At 41.0% G+C, this 26,543-nt stretch carries 27 protein-coding genes; 16 read left to right on the forward strand and 11 right to left on the reverse strand.

Annotated features, from left to right (window positions below; genetic code table 11):
• Window positions 1–3: 3 nt before the first annotated feature.
• The gene (locus tag H6G96_RS21115) at window positions 4–288 is read right to left on the reverse strand and encodes a DUF2470 domain-containing protein (RefSeq protein ID WP_190913262.1); all 285 of its coding nucleotides are present in this window, start codon (window positions 286–288) and stop codon (window positions 4–6) included.
• 253 nt (window positions 289–541) lie between these two features.
• Between H6G96_RS21115 and H6G96_RS21120 the strand changes: the two genes are divergently transcribed.
• Window positions 542–1,297, forward strand: a complete 756-nt coding sequence (locus H6G96_RS21120) for a metallophosphoesterase family protein (RefSeq protein ID WP_190913263.1) — start codon at window positions 542–544, stop codon at window positions 1,295–1,297.
• Window positions 1,298–1,399: 102 nt separating this feature from the next.
• Here the strand turns inward: H6G96_RS21120 and H6G96_RS21125 are convergent, their stop codons facing one another.
• A complete protein-coding gene (locus H6G96_RS21125; protein ID WP_190913264.1) occupies window positions 1,400–2,263 on the reverse strand; it encodes a M48 family metalloprotease in 864 nt (287 codons plus the stop codon).
• A 378-nt stretch (window positions 2,264–2,641) separates the two neighbouring features.
• On the opposite strand from H6G96_RS21125, the gene H6G96_RS21130 reads away from it, so the two are divergent.
• Window positions 2,642–3,175, forward strand: a complete 534-nt coding sequence (locus tag H6G96_RS21130; RefSeq protein ID WP_190913265.1) for a DUF4330 domain-containing protein — start codon at window positions 2,642–2,644, stop codon at window positions 3,173–3,175.
• Window positions 3,176–3,265: 90 nt separating this feature from the next.
• Here H6G96_RS21130 and H6G96_RS21135 read toward each other — a convergent pair whose 3' ends face one another.
• Window positions 3,266–4,258 (reverse strand): zinc ABC transporter substrate-binding protein, encoded by a 993-nt coding sequence (locus H6G96_RS21135; protein ID WP_190913266.1) that lies wholly within the window; start codon window positions 4,256–4,258, stop codon window positions 3,266–3,268.
• Window positions 4,259–5,260: 1,002 nt separating this feature from the next.
• Here H6G96_RS21135 and H6G96_RS21140 point away from each other — a divergent pair.
• From H6G96_RS21140 to H6G96_RS21160, 5 genes are all read left to right on the forward strand, one after another.
• Complete coding sequence (locus tag H6G96_RS21140; RefSeq protein ID WP_190913267.1) at window positions 5,261–5,596, forward strand: hypothetical protein; 336 nt, start codon at window positions 5,261–5,263, stop codon at window positions 5,594–5,596.
• A 238-nt stretch (window positions 5,597–5,834) separates the two neighbouring features.
• Complete coding sequence (locus H6G96_RS21145; RefSeq protein ID WP_190729126.1) at window positions 5,835–6,185, forward strand: YtxH domain-containing protein; 351 nt, start codon at window positions 5,835–5,837, stop codon at window positions 6,183–6,185.
• Window positions 6,186–6,196: 11 nt separating this feature from the next.
• Entirely contained in the window at window positions 6,197–6,727 is a 531-nt protein-coding gene (locus H6G96_RS21150) for a DUF948 domain-containing protein (RefSeq protein WP_190913268.1), read from the forward strand.
• A gap of 443 nt (window positions 6,728–7,170) precedes the next feature.
• Window positions 7,171–7,980 carry a TPM domain-containing protein gene (locus tag H6G96_RS21155; RefSeq protein WP_190913269.1) on the forward strand — a complete coding sequence of 270 codons (810 nt, stop codon included), beginning with the start codon at window positions 7,171–7,173 and terminating at the stop codon, window positions 7,978–7,980.
• A gap of 135 nt (window positions 7,981–8,115) precedes the next feature.
• Window positions 8,116–8,745 carry a precorrin-8X methylmutase gene (locus tag H6G96_RS21160; RefSeq protein ID WP_190913270.1) on the forward strand — a complete coding sequence of 210 codons (630 nt, stop codon included), beginning with the start codon at window positions 8,116–8,118 and terminating at the stop codon, window positions 8,743–8,745.
• A 223-nt stretch (window positions 8,746–8,968) separates the two neighbouring features.
• Here H6G96_RS21160 and H6G96_RS21165 read toward each other — a convergent pair whose 3' ends face one another.
• From H6G96_RS21165 to H6G96_RS21180, 4 genes are all read right to left on the reverse strand, one after another.
• Window positions 8,969–9,655, reverse strand: a complete 687-nt coding sequence (locus H6G96_RS21165) for a phosphate ABC transporter permease (RefSeq protein ID WP_190913271.1) — start codon at window positions 9,653–9,655, stop codon at window positions 8,969–8,971.
• Window positions 9,656–9,694: 39 nt separating this feature from the next.
• On the reverse strand, window positions 9,695–10,531 hold the full coding sequence (dapB, locus tag H6G96_RS21170; RefSeq protein ID WP_190913272.1) for a 4-hydroxy-tetrahydrodipicolinate reductase: 837 nt from the start codon (window positions 10,529–10,531) through the stop codon (window positions 9,695–9,697).
• Between the two features lie 710 nt (window positions 10,532–11,241).
• Window positions 11,242–13,029: a diguanylate cyclase gene (locus tag H6G96_RS21175; RefSeq protein WP_190913273.1), complete on the reverse strand. Its 1,788-nt coding sequence runs from the start codon at window positions 13,027–13,029 to the stop codon at window positions 11,242–11,244.
• A gap of 9 nt (window positions 13,030–13,038) precedes the next feature.
• A complete protein-coding gene (locus H6G96_RS21180) occupies window positions 13,039–14,040 on the reverse strand; it encodes an ABC transporter substrate-binding protein (RefSeq protein ID WP_190913274.1) in 1,002 nt (333 codons plus the stop codon).
• Between the two features lie 379 nt (window positions 14,041–14,419).
• Between H6G96_RS21180 and psbP the strand changes: the two genes are divergently transcribed.
• Both psbP and H6G96_RS21190 read left to right on the forward strand, forming a co-directional pair.
• Window positions 14,420–14,965 (forward strand): photosystem II reaction center PsbP, encoded by a 546-nt coding sequence (psbP, locus tag H6G96_RS21185; protein ID WP_190913275.1) that lies wholly within the window; start codon window positions 14,420–14,422, stop codon window positions 14,963–14,965.
• A gap of 102 nt (window positions 14,966–15,067) precedes the next feature.
• Window positions 15,068–15,661: a nucleoside triphosphate pyrophosphatase gene (locus H6G96_RS21190; protein WP_190913276.1), complete on the forward strand. Its 594-nt coding sequence runs from the start codon at window positions 15,068–15,070 to the stop codon at window positions 15,659–15,661.
• A gap of 35 nt (window positions 15,662–15,696) precedes the next feature.
• On the opposite strand, the gene H6G96_RS21195 is transcribed toward H6G96_RS21190, so the two are convergent.
• Window positions 15,697–15,924, reverse strand: a complete 228-nt coding sequence (locus H6G96_RS21195) for a hypothetical protein (protein ID WP_190913277.1) — start codon at window positions 15,922–15,924, stop codon at window positions 15,697–15,699.
• A 201-nt stretch (window positions 15,925–16,125) separates the two neighbouring features.
• Between H6G96_RS21195 and H6G96_RS21200 the strand changes: the two genes are divergently transcribed.
• The 4 genes from H6G96_RS21200 to H6G96_RS21215 all read left to right on the forward strand — a co-directional run bounded on the left by H6G96_RS21200 (window position 16,126) and on the right by H6G96_RS21215 (window position 21,308).
• Window positions 16,126–16,863, forward strand: a complete 738-nt coding sequence (locus tag H6G96_RS21200; RefSeq protein ID WP_190913278.1) for a phycocyanobilin:ferredoxin oxidoreductase — start codon at window positions 16,126–16,128, stop codon at window positions 16,861–16,863.
• Between the two features lie 844 nt (window positions 16,864–17,707).
• Window positions 17,708–19,132 (forward strand): HlyD family efflux transporter periplasmic adaptor subunit, encoded by a 1,425-nt coding sequence (locus H6G96_RS21205; RefSeq protein ID WP_190913279.1) that lies wholly within the window; start codon window positions 17,708–17,710, stop codon window positions 19,130–19,132.
• A 188-nt stretch (window positions 19,133–19,320) separates the two neighbouring features.
• Window positions 19,321–20,475, forward strand: coding sequence for an ABC transporter permease DevC (devC, locus tag H6G96_RS21210; RefSeq protein WP_190913280.1), 1,155 nt, complete (start codon window positions 19,321–19,323; stop codon window positions 20,473–20,475).
• Window positions 20,476–20,597: 122 nt separating this feature from the next.
• Entirely contained in the window at window positions 20,598–21,308 is a 711-nt protein-coding gene (locus H6G96_RS21215; RefSeq protein ID WP_190913281.1) for a DevA family ABC transporter ATP-binding protein, read from the forward strand.
• 140 nt (window positions 21,309–21,448) lie between these two features.
• Here H6G96_RS21215 and H6G96_RS21220 read toward each other — a convergent pair whose 3' ends face one another.
• Complete coding sequence (locus tag H6G96_RS21220) at window positions 21,449–22,261, reverse strand: hypothetical protein (RefSeq protein ID WP_190913282.1); 813 nt, start codon at window positions 22,259–22,261, stop codon at window positions 21,449–21,451.
• Window positions 22,262–22,365: 104 nt separating this feature from the next.
• Here H6G96_RS21220 and H6G96_RS21225 point away from each other — a divergent pair, with 104 nt between their 5' ends.
• Both H6G96_RS21225 and H6G96_RS21230 read left to right on the forward strand, forming a co-directional pair.
• Window positions 22,366–23,163, forward strand: a complete 798-nt coding sequence (locus H6G96_RS21225) for an HAD family hydrolase (RefSeq protein ID WP_190913283.1) — start codon at window positions 22,366–22,368, stop codon at window positions 23,161–23,163.
• Window positions 23,164–23,259: 96 nt separating this feature from the next.
• On the forward strand, window positions 23,260–24,042 hold the full coding sequence (locus H6G96_RS21230) for a Uma2 family endonuclease (protein WP_190913284.1): 783 nt from the start codon (window positions 23,260–23,262) through the stop codon (window positions 24,040–24,042).
• Window positions 24,043–24,103: 61 nt separating this feature from the next.
• On the opposite strand, the gene H6G96_RS21235 is transcribed toward H6G96_RS21230, so the two are convergent.
• The gene (locus H6G96_RS21235) at window positions 24,104–24,814 is read right to left on the reverse strand and encodes a DUF4336 domain-containing protein (RefSeq protein WP_190913285.1); all 711 of its coding nucleotides are present in this window, start codon (window positions 24,812–24,814) and stop codon (window positions 24,104–24,106) included.
• A gap of 30 nt (window positions 24,815–24,844) precedes the next feature.
• The gene (locus H6G96_RS21240) at window positions 24,845–25,351 is read right to left on the reverse strand and encodes an MAPEG family protein (RefSeq protein WP_190913286.1); all 507 of its coding nucleotides are present in this window, start codon (window positions 25,349–25,351) and stop codon (window positions 24,845–24,847) included.
• 233 nt (window positions 25,352–25,584) lie between these two features.
• Here H6G96_RS21240 and H6G96_RS21245 point away from each other — a divergent pair, with 233 nt between their 5' ends.
• Window positions 25,585–26,499, forward strand: coding sequence for an AraC family transcriptional regulator (locus tag H6G96_RS21245; RefSeq protein ID WP_190913287.1), 915 nt, complete (start codon window positions 25,585–25,587; stop codon window positions 26,497–26,499).
• Window positions 26,500–26,543: the final 44 nt, after the last annotated feature.

A 26,543-nucleotide genomic window follows, 5' to 3' on the forward strand; every position in this document is an offset into this window, starting at 1 on the left:
TTTCTACTTTGGCTTCACCCGCGCCTGCTTTACCATTGCAATTAAAGTTTGATGGGCATCTTCCGCATCTGCTAAAAGATGATCAAACTGAATGCGAACTGGTATAGCTTCCCCATTCACTTGGGCTGTTAAATCCATGCCCTGTGAATCAATTGACAGCATTTGTGCTGCCCTCGCATCTGTTATACCACCAAAAGCCTTAGCATAAAGAACTATGGCATCAGCATGATCATCATTCATGTGCTTACAGATGCGCGAACTAATATCAGCAGAAAAAGCTTTAGACATTATTGAGATAGAAAATGAACGATACAGCAACAGCTTAAATTTTAAGCTAACTACGCGAATGAAATTTGCTGATTTTCTTTCTTAGCACTCAAGATCCTGGACTTTACCTGATTGCTATCACAAATTAATTTTATTTATGAGAGAATAATTAAATTAAAATAAAACTTATTCAGTATTTTTACCTTCCATTACGGAAACCAGACAGCTTAAACTGTAGCAGAAGTATTAGCCAAACTATTGAAGCTAAGAGACAATGAGCGAAATTAGCCCCAGACGAATTGTAATTGGGGATGTGCATGGCCACTATGAAGGTTTGATGACATTGCTGGAGGCGATCGCCCCCGCATCAGACGATCAAATCTATTTTCTGGGAGACTTAATTGATCGCGGTCCTCATAGCTCACAAGTAGTTAATTTTGTCAAGCGGCATAACTACTCATGTTTGCTGGGAAATCATGAGCAGATGTTATTAAACATTCTGACCAATGAAAGAACTTCCTCGCCGACCATGCAAGCATGGCTGTACAGTGGGGGGCAAGCTACCGTAGCCAGTTACCATGAAGCTTCAATCCCTGATGATCATCTGGATTGGTTCAAGAGTTTGCCTACATATCTCGACTTGGGGGATATTTGGTTAACTCATGCTGGTGTTGACCCTTCCAAGTTGGTGACAGAACAAACTGCCGATCAACTTTGCTGGATACGAGAGGAATTTCATAGCATTGAAAAACCCTACTTTCCAGATAAGCTTATTATCATCGGTCACACCATTACCTTTACTTTGCCGGGTGTTTCTCCTGGCAAACTAGCACAAGGGCAGGGATGGCTAGATATAGATACTGGCGCTTATCATCCCCGGAGTGGCTGGTTGACTGGATTGGATGTCACGAATAACCTGGTTTATCAAGTTAACATCTTTAAAAACTATCTCCGTACTATGCCCTTAGAAGATGCAGTGATCAGAGTCGATCCAGCCAAAATCAAAGTCGATCGCCGCAATAAGAATTAAGCAATATTCGAGATCAATGGGGAGGTGGGGAAGATGAGGAGGATGAGGGGGATGAGGGAGACAAGGGGAATAACCAATGCCCAATGCCCGATGCCTAATACCTCAAGACCTTACTAATGGTCGAATATTAGCTTTATAACTAGCATTATCCAAGCCATAATTTCCCTTACTAGGTTGAGAGTTAATTGCACGTCTGAGGCCATCAATGCGATCGCTAGTTCCGGGGTGCGTACTCAAAAATGTCGGAGTAGAACCACCCTTTTTCAGTAGCTTTTGCATGAAAGTAACCATTCCAGACTGGGCATAACCAGCGCGTGTCAAAGTTCGTAGTCCTCTTTGATCGGCATCAAATTCATCTTGACGACTGCGGGGACGATTCAAGGCAAGGTCTACACCAATGCCCACGGCTATATTACGATCTAAACCAGTTGCTGTTGCTAAACCACTAGCGATCGCTCTTTGCCGCATCTGTTTAACCAAGTGTTTCCCGCCAATGTGACCAATTTCATGGGCAATTACACTTGCGAGTTCCGCTTCATTATCTGCGGCTTTCAGCAAACCTGTGTGGACATATACATAACCTCCTAAAGTCGCAAAGGCATTAATAGCATCATCATCAACTACTTGGAAGGTAAAGGGAAGCTTGGGGCGATCGCTATTAGCTGCTAAACGCCGACCAATTTCTTCGACATAGCGATTAACTTCAGAATTCCGGTAAAGTTTGACTTGACCTCCCACTATTTGTTGATTAATCTGCTTACCAATATCAGTTTCCTGGCGATCGGATATATTAGAAAGCTGAAGTACCTGGACTCCCTGCAATATAAGAGGCAAGAAGTCTAAAGTTCTTCCAGGCAGGGGTGTACTCAGGCACAGACTCAGGGCGACTACCACCGAAATTAGGGGATAAAACCAGCGACGCCGCCACGCACGGTAATTCGCAACAAAACTTTTCCAATTGAACATAATACACTCTGAAGATTCTTTCGGGAGAACATAAAATTATGGGACAAATTATGAGACGGATTTAGAGTATTCTAAGTTGCATTCTTAACTCAAGACGAAAGGAGTTGTAATACAGATAATGTTTACGCAAATCTACCGTATTTCGGAGAGTAAAAGATTCCCTCTACAGATAGGCTGAAACACTAGATATTACTTTCTGGGTGTGTCAGTCTTAACGGGCAAAAATTTAAGCTTTAGCTGCCGCACTAACACGTGAAATGTCCCATAACCGCAACACCAAGCCGCTTTAAGTTATTACCAAATAGGTAAAATTGCCGTTCCCATCGAAAACCTTCTTGCTACAATCAATTACTTCGCTATTACCTCGGAAAAGTTTTTATGGCTATTTTAGATTCAAAAGGTCGCTTGTTCGGCAAAATCAACCTCTTAGATTTAGGTGCTGCCCTAGTAATTCTGCTAGTTATATTTGGCATCTTTGTCTTTCCTGGCACTTCTGGTTCTGTTGCCCAAATAGGTTCAAAAACAGTACCCATAGAAGTAGACTTATTAGTTCGTGGTTTGAATGTCCGTGACCCTGAACAATTATTTGACAAGGGCTTAAAAAAAGGTGGGAAAACTAATGTGATTATCCGCAATCAACCCCACGGGCAGATTGAGATTAAATCCATTCAACAACTACCTAGAACAGTCAATGTTTTCCAGCCTGATGGCAGTGTTAAAGAATTACCAGATCCAAAAACCAACAATTTTAGTACAGATTTGCTTTTGACTTTAGATGGCAAAGCCCAGGTAACTGAAAATGGCCCAGTTCTGGGTAACAGTAAAATTAAAATTGGAATGCCATTTGAGTTGGAAGGCTTTAACTACAACTTCAATGCAACTGTTATTGATATTCGATTAAAAGACAAATAGCACTCTAATTTTAGTCTTCAAAAATGGGCTGATAAACCGAATTTTCTCTAATCTAAAAAACTCGGTTTATCAGATTAATTGAAAATATAATTATTTAGGAGCTTTAATTTTAAACATTAAATACGTCCCTCCTAAACCTTCTACAATCGTGCGTGTATTAGCAATCATCATTTTTTGATAAGTGTCCGCCTCGCTTCCTGTTTCAGTAAGCCCTTCAGCATACAACTTTCTGTCAGAAATTTTAACTTCAGCAACTCTTGCTACAGATTCAAGCAAATTAGGGTTAATTGCCACTTCAGGAAAAATTGTTGAAACTTTAGCTCGTTTAATATTTGTAACCAAATTCTTTACTCTTGTAGGTGTCAAGTTTTCGTTATTACTCATACTTTGTAATCCCCCTGCTAATGGAATACCGTATGCTTTGGCGTAATAACTCAGTGCATTAGAGGTTGTAACTAACTTACGTTCTTTGGCAGGAATACTGGCAATTCTTGACTTAATCCAGCTATCTAGTTGAGTGAGTTCATTTGTGATTCTTTTGGTATTGTTAGTATAAGCCTCTGCATCGCTAGATTCTAATTTTCTTAGGTTACTATTAATTACCTCCACCATCCTGATAGCATTCTTGGTATTGTGCCAAAGATGAGGATTAGTTACCTTCTTGCCGTCTTTCTGAAATTGTTGTGGCTTAGACAGTGCAAGTTGTCCAACAGCTATTTTAGGTGCAGTGTTTTTAGTCGCTTTAATTAATTTGATCAGATTTGGTTCTAAATTATAACCACTATAGAGAATAAGATTAGCTTGCTCAATGGCTCTACGATCTTCCGGCTTTGGTTTATAAAATTGAGGATTGGCATTAGGATCAATTAAGCAGTTGAGGTTAATTGTATTCCCGGCAATTTGTTTGGTTAAGTCACATAATACACTCGTTGTTGCTACTACTTGAGGAAGATTATCATTTACCTGGGTGGAAGTTTGAATGAATGTAGTTCTTGCAGCTTGATTTCCACACCCAACAAATCCAATTGTCAAAGCAACAAAAATGGCTCGAAAGGAATTAGTTGATGGTAATTTTTTTGACATCCTCACCTCCTACTGAATGTATAGAAAAAATAATCATTATCAGTAACAGATTAGTGAAATACCAGGGGGAAGCTTTCAACAAGAAAGAAATTAAAGGTTAAGGGAAGATAGGTAAAGCTGCGGCTGAGAAAATTATAAAAGTTAAGGGAAGAGGAATTAATGAACTCTTTCTTTTCCCACTTTCCCTTTACCCACAGCACATACAGTAATTTTTGCTTGGTAAACGACTAGTACATTGCAACCCAAAACTGACGTGTGGAGACAGGCAGGGGAGGCAGTGCGGTCTTCTCCCTAAGGGAGAAGGGGAGACGCTAAAAGCGATAGCACAGCGTAAAGCCTCTCGTAGAGAGCGTCTGGGGTTTCCCCTAGTGGAGCAACTGCCGTGGAGCAGAGGAAAAAAAGAACTTGATTTTCCTACCATAAACCAAGCATTGTTGCCTTTATAAACCACTAGTAAGGTTTTTGCAGACGAAATATTAGTTAACTTCACGCGGTAGAGTGGAAAACTGGTAGACGTAAAAGCACAATAATAAAAGTGATGCTGGCGAGCCTGCGGTAAGAGTGTAGTGTAGTTCTCTTACCCTCTGTTGAAGGGGCTACACCATTGTGCTTACATTTCACAAAGGTTGCAAATTATCTAAGATTATCATGTGAAGGAGCGGAACGTAGTAATGCTGGGGCTTATTGAGCATACGGGTTGATTTCGCAAACCGAGTCGTGAATCATAAGGCAATTGTAGCTGTGGTTTTACGAGGTGGGGGCATATCGTTGTTACAGAATTGGCAATTGGCGATTTTTTAGCCATCAGCCTTTGTTAAACTGATTTTCACCGAGTAAAGGTTTTAAATAATGTTTAGAGCATTATCTAACTGTTCTTTGTTGCCATAATCTCGGCTGTACTTTGTACCATACTTTTTATCCTTTAGTTCTTCATTATTAAATTAAGAGCTAAGTCAAGTATATAGAACAATTTCTCAAAGTTGATATCTGTCAAGATAAACAATGGTAATTTTAGTTATTCTCGTTAATACTCTCATTTCACTGATACTACTCTATGTGGCTTGGCGGATGTGGCAACTCAAACAGCAGCTAGCATACATAGCAGATTGGTTAACCGCTTATGAAAGTTGTACCCACATAGCACTGAATAAAGCACCTGAAAATATTTATATCAGCCAGGATAATATTTATAAATTACGGCAAAAAAATCAAGTGCTACAAATGCAAATCCTACAAGTGCAGCAAATTATCAGTCTACTTTTGCTAGGACAGCAAATCTGGCAGCGTTATTTTCGTAGGCTAGATTTAACATCCGGGAAAAAAACTGTTGCAAAATGAGTTATGTCAAGTTCACATGAACATTTATAATTAGGGCTGACATAGAGACGCGGTGACACGGACCAAGGGAGACGGTGTGAGTTTTGAATTATGAATAATTGATAGTTTTAATATTTCATGAATAAAAGCAACATTTTTAGCTGATATGTTGTCACGATAGATTAACTGAATAAAATCGGTGGAGTCTTACAAGGAGAGTAAACCCATTTAAAATGGGTGTAAGGAGAGAAACAACAAGATGTCTAATAACCGTTCTGGAGTATTTTTTGGCGGTTTGATGCTGGGAGCTACCATCGGTGCTTTGACCGGATTGCTTGCGGCTCCTCGCACAGGGCGCGAAACGCGTAAAATTTTGAAAAAATCTGCCAGTGCTATCCCAGAATTGGCAGAAGATTTATCAACGAGTGTGCAAATCCAGGCAGATCGTTTATCTGCTAGCGCATTACGAAATTGGGATGAGACTTTAGATAGGTTACGGGAAGCGATCGCAGCAGGTGTAGATGCCAGTCAAAGGGAAAGCCAAGTCTTGAAGCGGCAAACATCTGTTGAAGACTCAGATTCTCTTCCCCAGCAATTAGAACGCTCATAAATGACATTACCGTGATTGATCCCCTGTTTTGGTTGGGACTTTCCTTACTCTTAGTCGCCACAAGTTTGACTGCGGTTCTAGTGGCGGCAATACCGGCTTTGCAGGAGTTAGCATGCGCTGCTCGTAGTGCAGAAAAGCTATTTGATACACTCTCGCGGGAGTTACCGCCCACTCTAGAAGCTATCCGTGTGACTGGTTTGGAAATTACTGACTTAACTGATGATGTCAGTGAAGGTGTAAAAAGTGCTAATAAAGTTGTGAAACAAGTTGATCAAAGCCTTGATAGTGCCAAAAAACAGGCTCAAAATCTGCAAGTAGGTACACGCAGCGTCTTGATTGGCGCGAAAGCTGCTTGGAGAAACTTCACGCGCCAAAAACCCGCCAGGCGAAATAGCGATCGCTTGCCAAGCAATGAAAAACCCCCATTAACTTTGCGAGAACGAGAAGTGTTCAGGCAAGAAAATCGTCGGAGCAAAGCAGAAATATACCGCGTTAATGACGATTACAACGACGCTACTACCAATTTCGATGACGAAGATTGACCATAAAGTTAATGGATAGAGCGTCCCGAAACAGGGCGATATGTAACTTGTTCTTGAGCGCTAGAAGTTTCTCCGTTTCTTTGTGAAGCTGCATATATTTCCCCCCCGACTACGCCCGTCCCTCCTTGTGAAGGGGGGACTGATTATGTGCATCTTCATACAGAATTAATATTAGTAATCTCTAACCATTAATCATTCCCCATTTATTGTATTGGGAATTTCGTTATAGCTTAGTCAAATTTGAGTATTTTAACTCATTGACAAAATGCACTTTTTCATAAAATCTCAGGAACCCTGCTCCCCAATGCCCAATTCCCGAAAACGCTTTGCTTTGATCCCTGAGATTAGAGTAAAGTAAACAAGTGTAAAGAAATATCATTTTTCTACTACTCTTTTAAAACAACTTGTTCACTTCTACCGTTGATATTTGTATAAAAACGTCCATGCAATCTTGTTTTTGGCAACGAATTCTAGTATCTATTGCAGTATTTTTCCTGGCTGGGTCAATTTGGGTGATGCATTCTCCCCCGGCCCTAGCTTATGACAATCCTGAGTTACTCCCTAACACCTTTACTCCCGTTGTAGACTTAGCAAAATCTCTGCCTGTGCTGCAAGAAGAAAAGCTTGTCAAAGATTTAGAACAGTTTGAAGCCGATACGGGCTGGAAATTGCGAGTATTAACCCAATATGACCGCACCCCAGGTCGGGCAGTCATAAAATATTGGGGTTTGGATGACAAAAGCATTTTACTAGTTGCCGATTCTCGTGGCGGTAACATCCTCAGTTTTAGCGTCGGCGATGCTGTTTATGAACTTTTACCCCGGACGTTCTGGATAGAACTGCAAACCCGCTTTGGTAATTTGTACTTTGTCCGCGAACAAGGCGAAGACCAAGCCATTTTGCAAGCCCTAGAATCAGTGAAAGGTTGTTTACTTAAGGGTGGTTGCAATGTTGTCCCCGGACTGCCACGAGAGCAGTGGATTCTCACCTTAATTACCTCAGTTATTGGTGGGGTAATTTGTGGATTTGCAGCTCAACCCCGCGAGGAAGGACAAATTTTCGCTTGGCAATGGGCTTTAATTTTCTCACCTTTGTGGGGAATCTTGTTTATTGCCTTTGGCATTGGGCCAGTGGTAACACGTACAACCGACTGGCTACCTTTAGTTCGCAATATCTCTGGGTTTCTTATTGGTGTTTTAGTTGCCTACCTATCTCCTGTTTTTAGTCGGCCTTCTTCCAGTAATGAGTTATGAGTGCTGAGTTATGTTAGCGGTAGCGGGGCATTGAGCCAGTGCTGAGTTATGAGTTTTTAATTAACTCCTAACTCTTAACTCCTAACTCCCTGAAGCTGATAAGCTGAAAGCTAATATTTGAGAACCTCAACGAAGATGGAATGGCACGTAACTGATGCTCAAAGTTTAGCAATCATTGATGGTGAAATTGAAAATCATGTCTTTTCACCCGCAGAGTATGAGATTGTGCGTCGGGTAATATACTCTACAGCTGATTTTGAGTATAAGTCTTTGATTCGTTTCTCTGAGCGTGCCTTGCAAGCAGGGGCAGCAGCGCTAGCCGCGCGTACCACGATTGTGGTAGATGTCCCAATGGTACAAGTAGGTATTGCCTACGAGATTCAAAATACCTTTGCTAATCCGGTGTATTGCAGCATGGACGCACTAACACGCCCTCAAAAAGAAAAGACTCGGGCAGCATGGGGAATAGAAACCTTAGCAAAGCGTTATCCAGAGGGCATTTTTGTAGTTGGTCAAGCGCAAACAGCACTAACAGCACTGGTGGATTTAATTGAAGCGGAGGAAATTAGACCTGCTTTGATAATTGCAACTCCAGTCGGATTTGTTAATGTTGATGAAGCGAAGGGGCGCTTACAAGATTCTCTAGTGCCTCACATTACAATTGACAGCCGCAAAGGTAATGCAGTTGTAGCTGCTGCGATCGTTGATGGATTGGTAGACTTAGCTTGGCAAGCCTATGGACAAGATGGAAATCGGGCGAGTTAGAAACGCCGACCTATCGTACCTTTATGCCAAATACTATTTTAAAATACCGAATATCCCGATATTTTTATTAATAAGTGTGGAGGAGTAGGCATTGCAACGATTGAATCGGATTATGTGACAATAGATAATAATGTGGTGTTCGATAATGCTTGGTACAGTCCAGAAATTAAAGATGGGCAAATATTTGCTAATAATTTATCTGGTCTTTTGATTGCTGAGTAGTTTACTCTTCCACGCTACGACGCCGTCGGCGCGGTCTTTGTTGTTTGTCTTCACGCAAGCGGCGACTAACTTCGTTAAAGAAATCTCGCCGTAAATAAGGATAATCGCTAACCCATAGGTTACTACTAGGAAAATATATATCGCTGAATTCTTCAATCATGCTCAAATCTGGGCGATTTGACATAACTACCATTTCTGCAATTTGACCACGAGTAATAACTTTGTAGGCAGAACGTAATGGTGCTACAAACTCAATGCTAAATCCTGTTTCATCACCCACCTCTAAGTTAATCTGTTTTTCTCGGTTTTCTACAATCACCAATTCGCCTTTGTTGTTGACTGTTTCGGTTTTACCTACCAACTGGTCTGTAATCCACCAATCTAGCACTCGACCACGGAAAAAGCCGCCGTACTTATAACGGCGGCATTGTAAATTCCGCATACTTGCTTGAAAGACTGGATACCACAACCAAAAAAAAGCGCTAGTTATGCCTAGCACAAGTTCTATTGAAGCAAACTCAAGCCTGAAAACGACTGTTACAAGCAAAATCACAACTACCGCAACTACGGAAATTAACAGCCGTTGCAAAAAATTTGAGAACTTCCCCCAGTAGTACTTGTACTGTAAACCAGTGGCAATTAGAGGGACAACTTGTTCAAATTTTTGGCGAGTCAGTGGTACTAACATGAGTGCTTAGTGATGAATACCCAATAGTGTGTTTAAAGTTTAAAGTATCTTTTCTAATCCATATACTAACGACTTTAGCGCTAAGACTTTGCGAATCGCTAGTAGCACTCCTGGCATATAACAAGCGCGATCGCTCGTATCATGTCGTAAAGTATAAATCTGTCCTGCTGCGCCAAAAATAACTTCTTGATGAGCAATCAATCCTGGCAAACGCACGCTATGAATTCTAATCCCTTCATCTGCGATACTACCTCTGGCTCCTGATAGTTTCTCTGTTTCTTCTACAATAGCAGGGTTAAAAGTTTTACCGAATTCTCCAAGTAACTGCGCCGTTTGAATGGCAGTACCACTGGGAGCATCAGCTTTTTGGTTGTGATGCAGTTCAATAATTTCTACATGGTCAAAATATTTGGAGGCTGCGACTGCGGCTTGTTGCAATAGCACCATACCAATAGAAAAGTTAGGAATAATTAGACAACCAGTGCTTGCTTTGTCGGCAAAGTCTGCCAAGTCTTGAATTTGTTCTGGACTTAACCCAGTGGTGCCGACTACAGGACGAATACCGTAAGCGATCGCACTACGAATATTGTCATAAACTGAATCGGGATGAGTAAAGTCTACAATTACCCCTGGAGGAGATTGTCTGTCGCCAGCTACATACCCCAACATCGGTTCTAATTGATTAGTAATTGGCACTTCTAGGGGTTCGCTTAAACCCGCCAATTCTCCAGCGTCTTTATCTTGATGTTCCAAACTGTGGTCAATTGCACCCACTAGGTTTAAGTCAGGCGCTTGCGCCACTGCCTTAATCACCTCACGGCCCATTTTACCAGCAGCACCGTTGACAATAACCGGGATAGGAGCTTGATTCGTCATAGGTCGAGAAATACTTTTTGAGCCAACAAAGGAATTGTAAAGACTTTGGTGATCTAGTCGCTAGCTTTTCAAATCTCTGGCTTAATTCCGACTACCCTGATTTATGCAGCTAATTACTCAGTTTTTCTACTCCCCAAAGCAGATCGGTTCTCATTTTCATCCCACTATCTTAGCTGGTAACCAGTTTTATTCTCCCTACTTCACTTACCACATCTTCAAAAATAGCTCCATACTATCCCTGTTGAAGAAGGCAGGAGGCAGAGGGCAGAAGGTTTGTTTAGGAGGGGTCAGAATCCCCTCCTAAACAAGAGCCACCAAATTGAAAATTTGATGGGGGTCTTATACTCAAGTTCTCTTGGTTACGGGCAGAGAGCAGAAAACAGTATTCCTTCTGCCTTCTGCCCTCTGCCTTTCTTGATAAGTAGGTCTTATAACGGCTATCAGCCTTTTTCTGTCAAGTCCAGTTGACTATTTGTAATATTGTTGTTATATTTATTTACATAACTTAGCAAAGACCAAACTTAACGATCTAATTGGTGTTAGCTAAGAAAAGCAGATTTCGGTATCGGTATCTCTCATCGACATTTAGACTTCTCCCATCTACCTCGGCTATCAAGTCGGGGTTTTTTGTGTTCTCGTTAAACTCTCTAGAGTTGTTGTTTCAAGTGATCGGTTAGATTTGAGAGAAAGTCGCATACAGCATGATCAATCTAATGAGTACAATAGCGATCGCGCCCTTTTTGTTTGGCATTGTACAGTGCTTTATCGGCTGAAGCGATGAGTGTATCTGGCTTGATGTCGCAAGTGGGTATAACAGAAGTAATACCCAAACTCAGTGTGACGATATTTTTAATATCAGACTTTGCATGGGGAATGGCCTGATTTTGAATCGCTTGTTGAATACTTTGTGCTACTTTGATCGCTTCTACTAAATCTGTATTGGGGAGGAGTACCAAAAATTCTTCTCCTCCGTAACGCGCTACTAAATCAGCAGGACGATGATGAAGGAGCTGTTGCATTGTTTGCGCTATCTTGATTAGGCAATCATCACCTTTAAGATGACCATAGTAGTCGTTGTAAAGTTTGAATTTATCAACATCAAATAAAATCAATGACAAGGGTTGTTGTTCTCGTGCAAGGCGTTTCCATTCTGCTTGCAGTCGTTCATCGAAGCAGCGACGGTTAGCCACCTGAGTCAAACCATCTAGATTTACTAGTTGTTCTAATTTCTGATTTGCATCTTCTGCTTTTTCTTTAGCAATTACTAACTCTGCTGTTCTCTCTTGTACCCGTTGTTCCAAAGTTTCAAAAGATGTTTGTAACTGAAGTGCCATGTTATTAAACGATTTCGCCAGTTGACCTATTTCGTCTTTTGAGATAATTTTGGCGCGGATATCTAAGTTACCTGCGGTAAATTGGAAAACTATATTAGTAAGGTAAATTATTGGCTTTGTTAGCAGTTGTCCAATGACACAAGCGATGAATGTCACTACTGAAGCGATAATTGCAAACAGAAACATTGTGTCACGAATTTGCTTTTCTACAGGTGCTAGGGCAACAGCAAGGGGCTGTGCGAACAACACAGACCAAGGTTTATATTTTAAACGAGCGATCGCAATCATATTGACCTGATTACCTGTTGCTTCCAAAGATGCAATTAAATAGGATTGTTCATTATCTAATGCTTGCTTAAGTTTTGACTCATTAGTTGTCAACTCTTTAATAGGATAATTACGTAAATCTCGTTTACTTTGTAGTTGAGTTACAACATCTAATGACAGAGGCACAATTGATTTAAAAAGTAGTTGTGGTGCAGTGCTATGTGCCAAATAAATATTATTTTCATCTAAAAGAATAGCAAAAGATTTTGCCCCAGCCCTTTCAGTTTGTCGAGTTACTAACTGCTGGACAACAGTAGCATTGTATGAAACACGCAATACACCTAATATATCTCCCTTGGCATTGCGAACCGGACTACTAAAAAAGAGGGTAACAATGTCAGGAATTCTCGGCGATCGCTTCATGCTAGAAACAAAGGATAATCCAGTTTGTAGTGGTTCTTTAAAATAGTCTTGAACTGATTCATCTTGGCTAATATTCGATGTATATGTATCCAATACATTTTTTCCGTTTAAGTCGAGCAAAGCATAGGAGAGAATATTGAGCATATCTTTGCGGCTGAGACGGATTAATGTTTCTGTAGCCAATTGCATTTCGGGGCTGTCATCTCGCTGTTTTGGAGTTAGGCTGAGGTAGCGTGCCAAACCTGGTAAAATCGCCTCTACGCGCACAGCATTGAGATTTCCATCAATAAAAGCATCTATTCTGTTACTAGTTTCGTTAGCCGCCGCAGATAGGGCTTGTTGAGCGTTCTCAGTTAGTGCTTTTTCAGTTGTCTGTTTGTTAATAAATGCCAATAAAAGCAACGGAATCAAAGCAACAATGAGAAACGAGGCGATCAACTTTGTACGGATACTGCCCAAAAGAGAGTGCTGCATGGCTTTAAACTAAGAGGCAGGATTCAAGAAAGAAGAATTAAACAAACTTTTTAGCTCAGGAATGCGCGTCACGTTTCCAGAGCGAATAAAAAAGTCTGCATATATCTTCGCAGTTTTGTAGATAGAGTTAGGGTTGCTAGATTGAAATAATTTTTTATTTTCACCTAAATCACTTAGGTTTACTCCTTCCAGAGAGAGTGTGCTGTTAGGAATTTTTAACGCTTTACTGATGATCCTGTTTCCTTCCTGAACATTTGCTTTCCAGTAAGTCGAGGCTTGCAGCCATCCTTGCACAAATGCACGAATATCTTCGGGGCGATCGCGGATTACATTATTATGAAATATAATCATATCTAAAACTAAGCCAGGAGTTTGTTTGCTGGTAAATAGGATATGTCCCCCTAATTTAATAGCTTCAGAAAGATGAGGTTCCCAAGTATGTCCAGCTTGAATAACATTATTGCTCAGGTATTGAGGAATTTCTAAAGCCTCTAATTTAACCAAGTTAACATCATCGCTAGTTAAATTAGCAGTTTTCAACATCTCAGCCATAAAAACTTCGCTAAAACCGCCTAGATTTGTACCCAGCTTTTTCCCTTTCAAGTCAGCAACGGTTTTAATTTGTGATTGGGCAACTACTACATCTGCTCCTATTGATTCATCTATAATGACCACGCCTTGTATATCGGGATTTGTGGCAGTCAAAATTATAAAACTTCCCAAGGACGATGTAATACCATCATATTTACCCGCACTGAAATTTGCTCTTTCCAATTGGGTATAGCGTTTATAAATTAGTTCCACATCTACCCCTTGGGCTTTGAAAAATCCTTTTTCTTGAGCAATTATGCCTGGATACTCGCCAATAAAAGATCCAAATACCACTTTCAAGGGAGGGCGTTTCAATTCAGGTGGTGCTGAAGCAGAACAAGCAAATAGCAAACAGGTAGTAATGAGAAAAATCCCAATGTATCTAAGTAGTTTAAATCTAGAATATTTTGCCAATGACATAACCGTAACTTTGAGTTTTATATTCAGGGATAATTAGTGAATATCGCTCTTTTGTCATCCAAATAAGATAATAGTAAAAGCTATGTAGGCGCTGTATTTGAGAGAATAGACCTTTTGCAAAAGTCCCTACCACCCCAACCCTCGCCAAGAATCCTACTGTGTATATACAAGTTCACCCTGAGAGAGTTACCAGACAATCAAAATGGATTGACAAAGAGGCAAAGGGGATAATTTCACACCGCTTCATCAGTAAGGTGATACACCAGAGAGTATTTGTCAACATCTAATGCCTCATCCGAAGCGTCCCTGTTGATGGGAGAATAATAACGAGAAATGATGCAAGCCTGGTGTTGTCTCCAGCCCAAAGGAATCTTTAGAAATGTGGAAACGAATTGTATTAATTTTGCTACTGGTGTTGAGTTTCAGCCTGAGTAATTCTGCTGTAGCGGCTGCGGCTGGACTCAAAAGCTTTGTAGACTCTAATGATGGCTATCAGTTTTTATATCCTAACGGCTGGCTGCAAGTTAAAGTTGCCAATGGGCCAGATGTGGTTTTCCACGATTTAATTGAGGTGTCTGAAAATGTTTCTGTTGTGATTAGCCCAGTTCCAGAAGGCAAAACTTTGTCAGAATTAGGAACGCCAACAGAAGTAGGATATAAATTGGGAAAAGCTGCTCTTGCGCCTCCTGACTCTGGTCGTTCGGCTGAATTAGTCAATGCTGCACAGCGAGAAGTGGACGGAAAAACATACTACCTTTTAGAGTATGAGGTTAAACTCCCTAATCAACAGCAACGACATAACATTGCCAGCGTCGCTGTTAGCCGTGGTAAACTGTTTACCCTCAACGCCTCAATTCCTGAAAAACGCTGGCAGAAAGTTAAACGAATGATTGATGAGGTTGTAAATTCTTTTTCTGTTTATTAATTGAGAAGTAGCGATTAGAGGAGGCAGGGGAGGCAGGGGAAGAAGAACTATTAATTATTGATTAATACCCAATACCCAATTACGAAGTTTTTCTGAAATCTCATGAAAATTCCACCTTTTGTACTTGCTTCAGCTTCCCCAGCCCGACGCCGCTTGCTACAAACTGTTGGTATTGAACCGATAGTTCGAGCAAGTGATTTTGATGAGTCGCAAATTGAATTAAGTGAACCAGCAGAATTGGTTAAAACTCTTGCCCAGTACAAGGCGGAAACTGTAGCCCCACAGTTTGAATCGGCTTTGATTATGGGTTGTGATTCGGTTTTGTCCATGAATGATGAAATTTACGGCAAACCAGCAGACTTCTCTGAAGCGATCGCACGTTGGCAGATAATGCAAGGTAACTTTGGCGACTTGTACACAGGCCATGTCTTAATTGATCTTGAGCAAAATCGCACTATAGTCAAGTCTCAAGTTACAAGAGTTTACTTTACTCAAATGAGCGATCACGCCATTAAAGCTTATGTTGCCACAGGTGAACCCCTCAAATGTGCTGGAGCCTTTGCAATTGAAGGTTTTGGTAGTTTCTTCGTAGAAAAAATCGAAGGCTGTCATACCAATGTAATAGGACTCAGTTTACCCCTATTACGGCATATGCTCGCAGAACTGGGATACGATGCCACAGATTTCTGGCAATAGTCTTTCAACCAAAGTAATTGACCAATGACCAATGACTAATAACTAAATTGCCTGATATTAAGTATTGCCTCTCCATGATCTGGAATCCAGGTTAGCCATTCATCCTCTGAAACTGGACACAATAAAAGTGCTTCGTCAAAACTAAAGGGGTTGGGAAGTTGCAAAAGCTTCACCCAAGTAGAAGCTCTTAAGCGCTGCAAACCTTCCAGATTCTGTCTTCTTGGTTGTACAGCAAAATCTGGTCTACGAGAATCTAGTTTCATGGCTTTCTATTAGCCTTTACTAATGGGCTAATCTAAAATTAATTCTGTAACCTAGACTACAAAATAAATAATCCTTCTGAAAAGCATCTGTCTTATAAATTTACGTTGGCTAAGTGCAAGTGTTTGCTTATATTGCAGACCACAACAGCTATGGCACAACAGGTTGTAGACTGGCCACTAGATCGCATTCCCAACTAGAATATGTCATTTACTTCTATACCCTCGCTGCGTGAGCAACAACATCCCCTAATTCGTCAGCTAGCTGATTGTATTGAAGCAGCTTGGCATCAGCACCTGGATCTATCGCCCTACCATTTGCCTGATGAGTTGGGGTATGTGGAAGGTAGACTAGAAGGCGAAAAACTGACAATTGAAAATCGTTGCTATCAAACGCCCCAGTTTCGGAAAATGCACTTAGAACTGGCGAAAATCGGAAATATGCTGGATATTTTGCACTGCGTCATGTTTCCCCGTCCAGAATACAACCTGCCAATGTTTGGTTGCGATTTAGTTGGGGGTAGAGGGCAAATTAGTGCAGCGATCGCAGACCTTTCTCCTATTCAATTAGACCGTACCTTACCAGAATCTTATACTTCTGCACTGACACAACTAACAGTGCTTAACTTTTCCCAACCCCGTGAATTACCTGAATGGGGAGATATTTTTTCAGATTTTTGTCTCTTTGTGCGCCCTGGTTCCCCTGAAGAAGAAACAATGTTTCTCTCGCGTGTGCGAGAATTTTTAGACATTCATTGCACCCAAGCGATCGCCTCACATCCTGTTTCACCTGAACAAGTCACACAAAATCTCGCTGGACAACATAATTACTGCACCAAACAGCAGCAAAACGATAAAACCCGCCGCGTACTAGAAAAAGCTTTTGGCCCAGCTTGGGCAGAAAATTACATGACCACAGTTCTATTCGACCTCCCTACTTAATCATCTCTCTTATCCCCCTCATCTGTAGGCTCTGTTACGTTTTCGCGTAACGGATAAATGTAGAATTCATTCAACGAGAGTTTAATGGAGTCCTAAAACAGCAACAGGAAGAATAGTAAGGTCTTTGAAGCCAATATCACAAAATGGTTTGTTGTCTTGGTAGGTGCAAGCAACTAGCCGTGCTAAGTCATTGACCAGAAAGTTAAGGAAACTCTAATGTTAGAAATGCTCAAGTTGACAGATATTTTTTAGTTAATTAATCCTTGATTCACTTAAGGAAGACTAACTTTTGTACCAAGATTGTATCCAGCAAAGGCAACAATCTATTTTTGATGTTTCTTTTCAATTTTGTGGCTAACTATAGCCCTAGTGAATGTAGCAGTAAAGTACCGCATCATACCAATTTAGGATTTTGTGTATAGACACAATACATTGCGTCTATACATCTAGATTCATACTGCTTGTGAATTTTGCTAACGTTCATTGCACTCATGTCTCAATAATACTCAGAGTTATTGAATAGCCAGCTACTATAGCGTTTCTAGGTTTCAATACAGACCTAACCCCCAGCCCCTTATGAACTAGCGTTGGGGAGTAATATTCAAAGCTTCTCTCCTAAAAGGAGAGAGGAATGGAAGTGAGGTCAGTGTATTGCATACAAACGAGAAGCACTATAGAAAACACCATTTTGTAAAGCCATAGTGTTAAGCGTTGATCATGCAATGGATTTTAAGCCCTATCCAGCTTTAAACCATTGTTGTTTGTCCTAAGCGGCTGGCTGTTGATTAAAAACCCTTTTATTTTTACTTCCATCAGCACAATTCAGGTAAATGGGCAACATACTATGTCAAGGGTGACTGAAAAGCCAAAGCCAAGTGAGCAGGCATTTAATCAAGAACAACCTAAGATTTGGTGGGGTATCGCTGTAGCTGTGCCAATAGTAATCGCTGCTGGGATACTAGGTACAGCAAAAATCGAGCAACTGAGAAAACTAACTACATCTGCCCCCGTAATGCCATCTACCAATAGCGTTAGTGCTGTAGGGCGTTTGGAACCACGAGGCGAAGTTGTTAAATTGTCTGCCCCATCATCAGGATTAGCACCATCGTCACGAATTCAGCAACTTTTGGTGAGAGAAGGTGAGCAGGTAAAACAAGGCCAAATTATCGCAATTTTGGACAACCGCGATACCCAAATAGCGGGACTAGAAGAGGCAAAAGCCAAAGTGCAAGAAGCTCGTGCGAATTTAGCACAAGTCAGAGCCGGATCTCCAAGAGATATTCAAGCCCAAAGAGCAGTTATTGCTCGCCTACAAGCGCAGTTAATTGGGGAAAGGAATGCAGGACAAGCAACGATCGCGCGGATTGCAGCCCAGTTAAGTGGGGATAAACTTGTCCAACAAGCAACCGTGAATCGCCTAGAAGCTGAACTCAGCGGGCAAAGAGATGCCCTAAGAGCAACAGTTGCACGTATTCGAGCCGAACAGCGCAATGCTCAAGTCGATGCCGGACGCTATGATTATTTATACAGAGAAGGTGCTATTTCTCAGCAAGAGCGGGACAGAAGACGTTTGAGTGCAGTAACTTCTAATCAGCAGGTTATTGAAAGCCAAGCTACGCTAAAGCAAACATTGGCAACTCTACGACAGCAGCTTGCCGAAGCCAGAGCTAATCAAGTACAAAATTTAGCAATTTTGCAACAGCAGCTAATCGAGGCCAAAGTTAACCGTGACAAAACCATAGCAACTTTGCAAAGACAAATCGATGAAGAAAAGGCCAAACTAAGCAGAATTGTGGACGTTAGCCCTACTGATGTGCAAATAGCGCAAGCTCAAGTTAGTAATGCTATCGCAAATATCAGAAGAGCCGAAGCAGAACTAAAGTTAAGCTACGTTCAAGCACCAATCGCTGGAGAGATTTTAAAAGTTTACACCAAATCAGGCGAAGCGATCGGTGCAAATGGCATTGCTGAAATTGGACAAACCAGCCAAATGTTTGTGATTGCTGAAGTCGCCGAAGACAGTATTGGTAAAGTGCGTATTGGTCAAAACGCCACTATCAGCAGCGATAATGGAGCATTTAGCGGCGAATTAAAAGGAACTGTCACTGAAATTGGCAGAAAAATTGGTAAAAAAGATGTGCTGAATACAGATCCAGCAGCAGATGTGGATGCCAGAGTCGTAGAAGTGAAAATTGCTCTGTCTCCAGAAGATAGCCAGAAAGTTTCTGGTTTAACTTACGCCAAAGTTGTTGTCGATATTAATAACTAATCAAGTTATTGGCGAGCAGTAATACCAATTTATTATTTGATATCTTGGATTACAAATGCTCTTAATTAAACTGCCTAATCAATTTTAAGCATTTTATAAATTCGATCTGAGCGTAATTACGAATTACGTTAGCGTAGCGGGGCGTAGCCCATTACGAATTATCTTAACTGTGCTTGGATGCCTATAAAATGAGTCAAAAAATACCTCTGTCGTGGCTACAACTGACCAGAGAAAAAACTCGCCTAGCTGTGGCTTTAGCAGGAATTTCCTTTGCTGATATTTTAATGTTTATGCAACTCGGTTTCCGAGATGCCTTATATTATAGTAACGTTAGATTTCATAACAGCTTGCAGGGCGATATTGTTTTAATCAATAGTCAATCCAGCGCTGTTCTGGCTATGAGGAGTTTTTCTCAAAGACGGTTATATAAAGCTTTAGAGTTACCCGCAGTCCAATCAGTACATCCGATATATTTAGACTTTACAACCTGGAAAAACCCTGAAACAGGCCGCCCTCGTAGTATCCTGATATTTGGAATGAACCCAGAAACTAACATAGTTAACTTACCTGGAGTTCAGGAAAATTTAGATAAACTTAAACTGCCTGATGTAGTTTTATATGACCGTTCTTCTAGGGTAGAATATGGCCCAATTGCTGCTAGTTATGACCAAGGAAAGACTGTAACCGCAGAAGTGCGAAGACGGCGAATTAAAGTAGAAGGTCTATTTACATTAGGTGCATCATTTGGTGCAGATGGTAATTTAATTACAAGTGATATTAACTTTTTGCGAATATTCAACAATCGTCAACGAGGATTAATTGATATTGGTTTGATTAGATTAAAGCCAGGAGCAAATTCTACAGTTGTAGCACAAGAATTACGAAAATATTTACCTAGCGAGGTCAATGTTTTAACCAAGCAAGAATTTATTGATTTTGAGCGAAATTATTGGGCAAATAGTACAGCTATCGGATTTATTTTCACATTAGGGACTGTCATGGGTTTCATTGTGGGGACTGTGATTGTTTATCAAATTCTTTATACGGAAGTTGCAGATCATTTATCTGAATACGCTACTCTTAAGGCAATAGGTTATACACAAAATTATTTATTAACCGTCATTCTTCAAGAAGCTTTGCTGTTAGCAGTGTTAGGATATTTGCCTGGAATAGTTTTTGCTTTATTTATGTATAAAAGCGCCAGAGAAGCAACCCTGTTACCAGTTTTTATGAGTTTTGATCGCGCCGTAATGGTGTTGATTTTAACTATACTAATGTGTATTATCTCCGGTGCGATCGCAGTCAGAAAATTACGTTCTGCCGATCCAGCAGATATCTTTTAGCTAATTCAAAATTAATTAAAAGATATTATTGATAGTTATATCCTATAATCAATGTTTAAGAAAAATTAATTTCTAACAAGCACTACAAGTCTTAGAATTGCTAACTTATAACTAACCAAAATATGATGGGAAAAGAACCTGTAATTGCCATTAAAAATCTCAATCACTACTATGGCAAAGGGGCACTGAAAAAACAGATATTGTTTGACATAAACCTAGAAATTTATCCAGGTGAAATTGTAATTATGACTGGGCCATCAGGTTCAGGTAAAACAACATTACTGAGCTTAATTGGTGGCTTGCGCTCAGTACAAGAAGGAAGTTTAAAATTTTTAGGTGAAGAACTCTTTGGGGTTAATCAGAACAAATTGGTGCAGATGCGACGCAACATTGGTTATATTTTCCAAGCTCACAATTTGCTAGGGTTCTTGACAGCGAAGCAAAATGTACAAATGGCGGTAGAATTGAATGATAATATTTCTCAAACAGAAGCAGTGGCTAAATCAAAAGCCATGCTTGGTTCTGTTGGGCTAGAAGAACGAGTTGATTACTACCCAGACAATCTTTCTGGTGGACAAAAACAAAGAATTGCGATCGCTCGCGCATTGGTGAATCGCCCCCCCCTGGTACTAGCAGACGAACCAACAGCTGCATTAGACAAACAATCAGGACGCGATGTTGTAGAAATAATGCAGAGTCTGGCTAAAAATCAGGGAACTACTATCTTATTAGTGACACACGATAACCGCATTTTAGACATAGCCGATCGCATCGTAGAAATGGAAGATGGTCTTTTAACTCGTAATTCCCCCAATACAACTATTCAGTCATGATTCCGAAGTGAGAAATCACAACTGATAACTAAGCTGTAACGCAAATAAACATAGCCTATTTACTCGTAAAAGTCATTCTTTGTCATTGGTCATTTGTATCTACAAAAGACAAATGACTAATGACTAATGACAGCCATAATTTATTGTCTCGCCGAGCCTGATTTCTTCATTCCAGGTGGCGTTGGAGCATTTGGTTGGCGACTAGTGCGAAAAGTTACATTTACGCCTTCATTCGATTGCTCCAGCACCAGTAGAGGCGTAGGTTTAGCCTTTTGATCCCAATGCATAGTAGCAATCCGACCTTGAATTGTTGGTTGCCAACTATCTTCGTCTTCTATAGGGCTTAGATAAGTTTCTATACAGTCAATAATTTGACTAATAGTCGCAGAAGTTGCTTGCGTCGGTAACTTCATTAACCGGATTTGAATACGAAACAGCACTCGTTTGGCAGAGTTACCTGGATTACCAGTTTCATACTCTACATCAAAAATTTCATCTACTTGCCGTCCAGCACTATTAGCAATTCCGACTGTTCCTTGTTGAGCTTGATTTGGCCGCAGAGCTTGAGAAACTTTCTCTTTGATTTGAATCTTCACTTGATTGAGGATTGCAAAATGAAACACCTCCTCTGACATCCGCATTCGCAGATAATCTAAATTAAAGTCCCGTGAGTTGACTAAATCGGGATTAGTTTCCATTTTGCGAATTGTTTCCAGCGCCAGCTTAAACTTTTTTTCTAATTCTCGCGCACGGAATTGTTCAAACTTAAGTTTTTTCTCCAGCTTATTCATCTGGAGTTTACTATACACAATTAAAGCAATCACTATTAAAGCCAGTCCTCCAGAGGTTATCACCAATAATGGTGGTAGTTGAGGATTACTTGCTGGCACTTCCTGGGATGCTTTTTTAGGCTTTGGCCCAGGGGATTGGGCAAGAAACATCGAAGTGGGCATGGTTGGAAAACTGAAAAACTTGACTCCTGATGTTTAGGATGCCCAAATCTTCAATGCCATCTTGCTGTATCATTAATATTTTTTACATCCTTTTAAAACCACGTATGTCCAGACACCAGAGTATCCTTGCCCTGTCTGAGGTTTCATCTACAAGCTTTAGCAATATTCGTCTGATAGCCACAGATATGGATGGCACTCTGACTATACGAGGAAAATTTACTCCTGCACTGCTGCAAGCTTTAGAGGATTTAGCCGCAGCTGACATTAAAGTAATGATTGTCACAGGACGTTCTGCTGGGTGGGTGAGTGGATTGAGTGCGATTATGCCAGTGGCAGGTGCTATGGCAGAAAATGGCGGTTTGTATTTTCCACCTGGAAACCAGAAACCAGTTGTTTTAACACCCATTCCCGATTTAGCTAAACATCGCCAGCACTTGGCTATGACTTTTGAGAATTTGCAAACTAAATTTCCCCAAATCCAAGAATCTGCTGATAATCGCTTTCGCATCACCGACTGGACTTTTGATGTAGCTGCTTTGCGTCAAGACGAATTACAAACCCTAGATAGTCTTTGTCAACAAATGGGTTGGGGATTTACCTATAGCAACGTGCAGTGTCACATTAAACCCCAAGGGCAAGATAAAGCTGTGGGATTGTTGCAGGTATTGCGCGAATATTTGCCCCAATACTCACCAGAACAAATTGTTACTGTGGGCGATAGTCCCAATGATGAAAGTTTATTTGATCGGCGTTATTTTCCTATTTCTGTAGGCGTGGCAAACGTGCTGGAATATCTGAATCAGTTGAAATATCACCCTACTTTTATTACTAACGCTGCCGAAGGCGAAGGATTTTGTGAGTTATCTAGTTATATTTTGAAAAGCTTGCACATCTCAAGTTAGGGAGAAGTAAAGTTGTTTTACAATAATCTCGTAGCACTGATTTTACAACCATGACGGCTACTGTACCTGTTATCTCGTAGCACTGATTTTACAACCATGACGGCTACTGTACCTGTTAATGTCGAATCAGAAATCTTCTACCCTAGTGCTGATGGTCAACCAGTGGCAGAAACCTACGACCACCTTTATGCCTTGTTAACTACTTTGGAAGTCCTGAAACAGTATTTGGCAAATCGTCAGGCAACAGTATTGGCAAATCAATTTCTTTATTATGCACAAGGCTTTCCTAAGTTACGGGTAGCTCCAGATGTGATGGTGATTTTTGATGTTGCACTTGGTGGTCGGGACAACTATAAAATTTGGGAAGAGGGTCAAGTACCTATAGTTATTTTTGAAATGACATCCTTTGGTACTAAGGGACAAGACGAAATCTTCAAAAAGACCCTTTATGAGCAGCTAGGTGTCAAGGAATACTGGCTATTTGACCCTAAAGGCGAGTGGGTGGAACAACAGTTACGTGGCTATCGCCTGCGAGGAGAAATCTACGAACCTATACAAGATGGACGCAGTGAACCATTACAACTGCGTTTGGTGGTTGAGGGAAGGCTAATTGGGTTTTATCGAGAGAATACGGGGGAAAAATTACTGATTCCTAATGAACTGGCAGAGGCTTTACGGCAGGAAGTTTTAGCAAGACAGCAAGCAGAAGGACTGGCAGAACAAGAACGCCAACGAGCAGAACAAGAACGCCAACGGGCAGAACAAGAACGTCAACGAGCAGAACAGGAACGCCAACGAGCAGAACAGGCAGAATTGCAGATAGAGCAGTTAAAGGCAAGGTTGCGATCGCTCAATGTAGACCCCGATACTATTCAGTAACACGCAGGGTGTAATTAGACATGGATTTTATCGCGCCGACTTACTTATAGATTAAGTATTGCTACAAAGAGGTTTCTAAAAACCACTCATAACCTGCTTTAAACTGAGATTTACCATTTTGTTCAATTATGCTGCCATGCGCCATAATTACTCGTTCAAAATCCCAAGCAAGAAGCTGTTTAATTGAGCATTTGACTTTGACTTTATCCTGAGTTGCAAATTTCTCCAATATTGATGGACGAAGTTGGTTGTAACCACCCAGAAGTTTGGCTATTAACTTTGTGCTTGGTGAACATTGATCATCAAAATGAAAAACTGTATCGGTGACAATCAAAGTTCGGCTTTTGATATGAAAGAAGACGCATTCATTCAGTGGTGAACATCCGCTAGAATCTAATGTGTTGAATCCTTGTACTAATAAATACTCAACTCCATTAATTTGGTGAATGCTGCGATCGCTAATAATATAGTCAATTTGCAAATCTGGTCGTTTACACTCCAGACCAGATACTGCCCATAGTTTGGCATGGGGGTAACACAGCTTGAAGTCAGCAACAAATAGATGATGGTACAAATTGGGGGCGACAATATAAATCACTTCTCCCAATTGATTTAGCTCATTGATAGTTGCGTCATCCATCTCAATAGGCGAGATCACCATTAATTTACCACTGGTCAGACGAATCACAGTCATCCTCGTCCCTACTTCCAAGCCAAAATATTTTAGAGGTTGTTCAGCAACCCAAAGGTCGGTATCAATTGCTTTAAGCATTATAATTTTTGAGTTAGAACCGTCGCTAGACTATAAAAATTGCTGCACGCTGTAGTAAAGACAAGCCAGACTGCCGACGATATAAACTAACCAAGTTCCGAAAAAACCGATCGCCCTGCCCGGTGATGGGCCATAGGTCTGTATCAATCCCCAGGCATGGGCAATCCTAGCTAGTGTCAAAAGAGTCCCCAGCATCCACAACAGTCCCCTCCCAGCCTGCATACACTCCAGGGCAATTAGGAATATAAGGCTAAGGGGTACGTATTCTGTAAAGTTGCCATGCGCTCGGATAGTACGCTGCAACACCCCGTCTTCGATATTTTTCGTGACAGAAGATTGTTGTGTCATTTTTTCCACAAACTCTGCCCAAGCATTCGGATGATCTAGATAATTGGGCTGTGAGGCAACCTCAGATGTAGACGCACCATGCCAAATCCGAGTACGGGTGCGTTCCATTGCCACTCGATAGGATAAACCCAGAGCAATTAGCCCATGACAGCCAATAAAGAAAGTTGAAATGGGAATCAGAACAGGCATTGACAATCACTCGAATCAAAATCTTAACTTTGAAAATACTTGCCTGCAATTGTTCCTGTCTTTTCAATTCTTGCGGAATATCGAAATCTGCTTTTTGAGATGATAGGGAACAGGGAAAAAGATACAAACCCTCACCTCTTGTTGGCGAAAGCACACCTACTCCTTTTCTCATGAGGGTTGAGAGTATGGGTGGTTTCTCCCCTTGCTCCCCTGCTTATTCGCTGTCTTTGCCTATGAATCTGCTAAAAGAGTTTTTGTTTAATCCCCCAGAACGTAAAATTCCCCTTAATCAGCCCCCACTAGAGGCTCTACCCCAGTGGGGACACTGGCTAGAAACATCAGAGTTGATGGTAGCAATAATTCCGCCAGGACATTTGGAAGTAAATATTCGTTCGCCACTTAACCTTGTGGTAACAAGTTTTGGGGAAACTCGTGGGATTGCTGCCTTCAATGCCGATCGGCTGCAACCTTACCAAGCGCTACCAGGAGGTTTTGATATTGTGCCTCAAGGCAGTACTTATAGTTCGGTGGAAGATGCTTCTTGTTTTGTAGTGTTTGGATATTCCCAATCTTTTCTAGAACGCATAGTCAAAGTGGAAGCAGAGGGACAGACAATTGAATTACAGCCAGGGCAAATTCCCAAGACTCATTGGGGCTTGAGTGCTGCGATCGCTATGCAAGAGTTTTTTTATAATGGACAAACTGGTGGTGCATTCTACTTAGAATCAGTTGCAACGGCGGTGTTGGCACAGATAATTTACCGACGTTCAAATCTATCTGGACGGCTTAAACGTTCACCAGAGTTTTTAGACCCAAATTTATTAAAGCTTGTCTTGGAATACATTAGAGCAAATCTATCCCAAGAACTTAACCTAAACCAGATTGCTGCCACAGTAGGATTTAGTCCCTACCATTTCGCACGAGCATTTAAGGTAACAACTGGACTATCACCTTATCAGTATGTCCTTCGGTGTCGGCTAGAACTTGCCCAAAAACTTTTACAAAACCAAAAGCGATCGCTTGCACAGGTAGCCGCAGAAGCCGGATTTGGTAACCAAAGTCACATGACATCTGTCTTTCAACGAATGCTACATACAACTCCCAAGCGGTATCAGCAAGAAATGAGTAGTATTTTAGACCATGCATGAAACTGATATATGTGTAGTCTTTTGCAAGACGGTTTGAAAATTTG

This window comes from Nostoc sp. FACHB-892 (assembly GCF_014698795.1).
Lineage (GTDB): Bacteria > Cyanobacteriota > Cyanobacteriia > Cyanobacteriales > Nostocaceae > Nostoc.

Coding starts and splice junctions, on each gene's coding strand:
- H6G96_RS21115 (WP_190913262.1), bottom strand. CDS start 288: ATGTCTAAAGCTTTTTCTGCTGATATTAGTTCGCGCATCTGTAAGCAC.
- H6G96_RS21120 (WP_190913263.1), top strand. CDS start 542: ATGAGCGAAATTAGCCCCAGACGAATTGTAATTGGGGATGTGCATGGC.
- H6G96_RS21125 (WP_190913264.1), bottom strand. CDS start 2,263: ATGTTCAATTGGAAAAGTTTTGTTGCGAATTACCGTGCGTGGCGGCGT.
- H6G96_RS21130 (WP_190913265.1), top strand. CDS start 2,642: ATGGCTATTTTAGATTCAAAAGGTCGCTTGTTCGGCAAAATCAACCTC.
- H6G96_RS21135 (WP_190913266.1), bottom strand. CDS start 4,258: ATGTCAAAAAAATTACCATCAACTAATTCCTTTCGAGCCATTTTTGTT.
- H6G96_RS21140 (WP_190913267.1), top strand. CDS start 5,261: ATGGTAATTTTAGTTATTCTCGTTAATACTCTCATTTCACTGATACTA.
- H6G96_RS21145 (WP_190729126.1), top strand. CDS start 5,835: ATGTCTAATAACCGTTCTGGAGTATTTTTTGGCGGTTTGATGCTGGGA.
- H6G96_RS21155 (WP_190913269.1), top strand. CDS start 7,171: ATGCAATCTTGTTTTTGGCAACGAATTCTAGTATCTATTGCAGTATTT.
- H6G96_RS21160 (WP_190913270.1), top strand. CDS start 8,116: ATGGAATGGCACGTAACTGATGCTCAAAGTTTAGCAATCATTGATGGT.
- H6G96_RS21165 (WP_190913271.1), bottom strand. CDS start 9,655: ATGTTAGTACCACTGACTCGCCAAAAATTTGAACAAGTTGTCCCTCTA.
- dapB (WP_190913272.1), bottom strand. CDS start 10,531: ATGACGAATCAAGCTCCTATCCCGGTTATTGTCAACGGTGCTGCTGGT.
- H6G96_RS21175 (WP_190913273.1), bottom strand. CDS start 13,029: ATGCAGCACTCTCTTTTGGGCAGTATCCGTACAAAGTTGATCGCCTCG.
- H6G96_RS21180 (WP_190913274.1), bottom strand. CDS start 14,040: ATGTCATTGGCAAAATATTCTAGATTTAAACTACTTAGATACATTGGG.
- psbP (WP_190913275.1), top strand. CDS start 14,420: ATGTGGAAACGAATTGTATTAATTTTGCTACTGGTGTTGAGTTTCAGC.
- H6G96_RS21190 (WP_190913276.1), top strand. CDS start 15,068: ATGAAAATTCCACCTTTTGTACTTGCTTCAGCTTCCCCAGCCCGACGC.
- H6G96_RS21195 (WP_190913277.1), bottom strand. CDS start 15,924: ATGAAACTAGATTCTCGTAGACCAGATTTTGCTGTACAACCAAGAAGA.
- H6G96_RS21200 (WP_190913278.1), top strand. CDS start 16,126: ATGTCATTTACTTCTATACCCTCGCTGCGTGAGCAACAACATCCCCTA.
- H6G96_RS21205 (WP_190913279.1), top strand. CDS start 17,708: ATGTCAAGGGTGACTGAAAAGCCAAAGCCAAGTGAGCAGGCATTTAAT.
- devC (WP_190913280.1), top strand. CDS start 19,321: ATGAGTCAAAAAATACCTCTGTCGTGGCTACAACTGACCAGAGAAAAA.
- H6G96_RS21215 (WP_190913281.1), top strand. CDS start 20,598: ATGATGGGAAAAGAACCTGTAATTGCCATTAAAAATCTCAATCACTAC.
- H6G96_RS21220 (WP_190913282.1), bottom strand. CDS start 22,261: ATGCCCACTTCGATGTTTCTTGCCCAATCCCCTGGGCCAAAGCCTAAA.
- H6G96_RS21225 (WP_190913283.1), top strand. CDS start 22,366: ATGTCCAGACACCAGAGTATCCTTGCCCTGTCTGAGGTTTCATCTACA.
- H6G96_RS21230 (WP_190913284.1), top strand. CDS start 23,260: ATGACGGCTACTGTACCTGTTAATGTCGAATCAGAAATCTTCTACCCT.
- H6G96_RS21235 (WP_190913285.1), bottom strand. CDS start 24,814: ATGCTTAAAGCAATTGATACCGACCTTTGGGTTGCTGAACAACCTCTA.
- H6G96_RS21240 (WP_190913286.1), bottom strand. CDS start 25,351: ATGCCTGTTCTGATTCCCATTTCAACTTTCTTTATTGGCTGTCATGGG.
- H6G96_RS21245 (WP_190913287.1), top strand. CDS start 25,585: ATGAATCTGCTAAAAGAGTTTTTGTTTAATCCCCCAGAACGTAAAATT.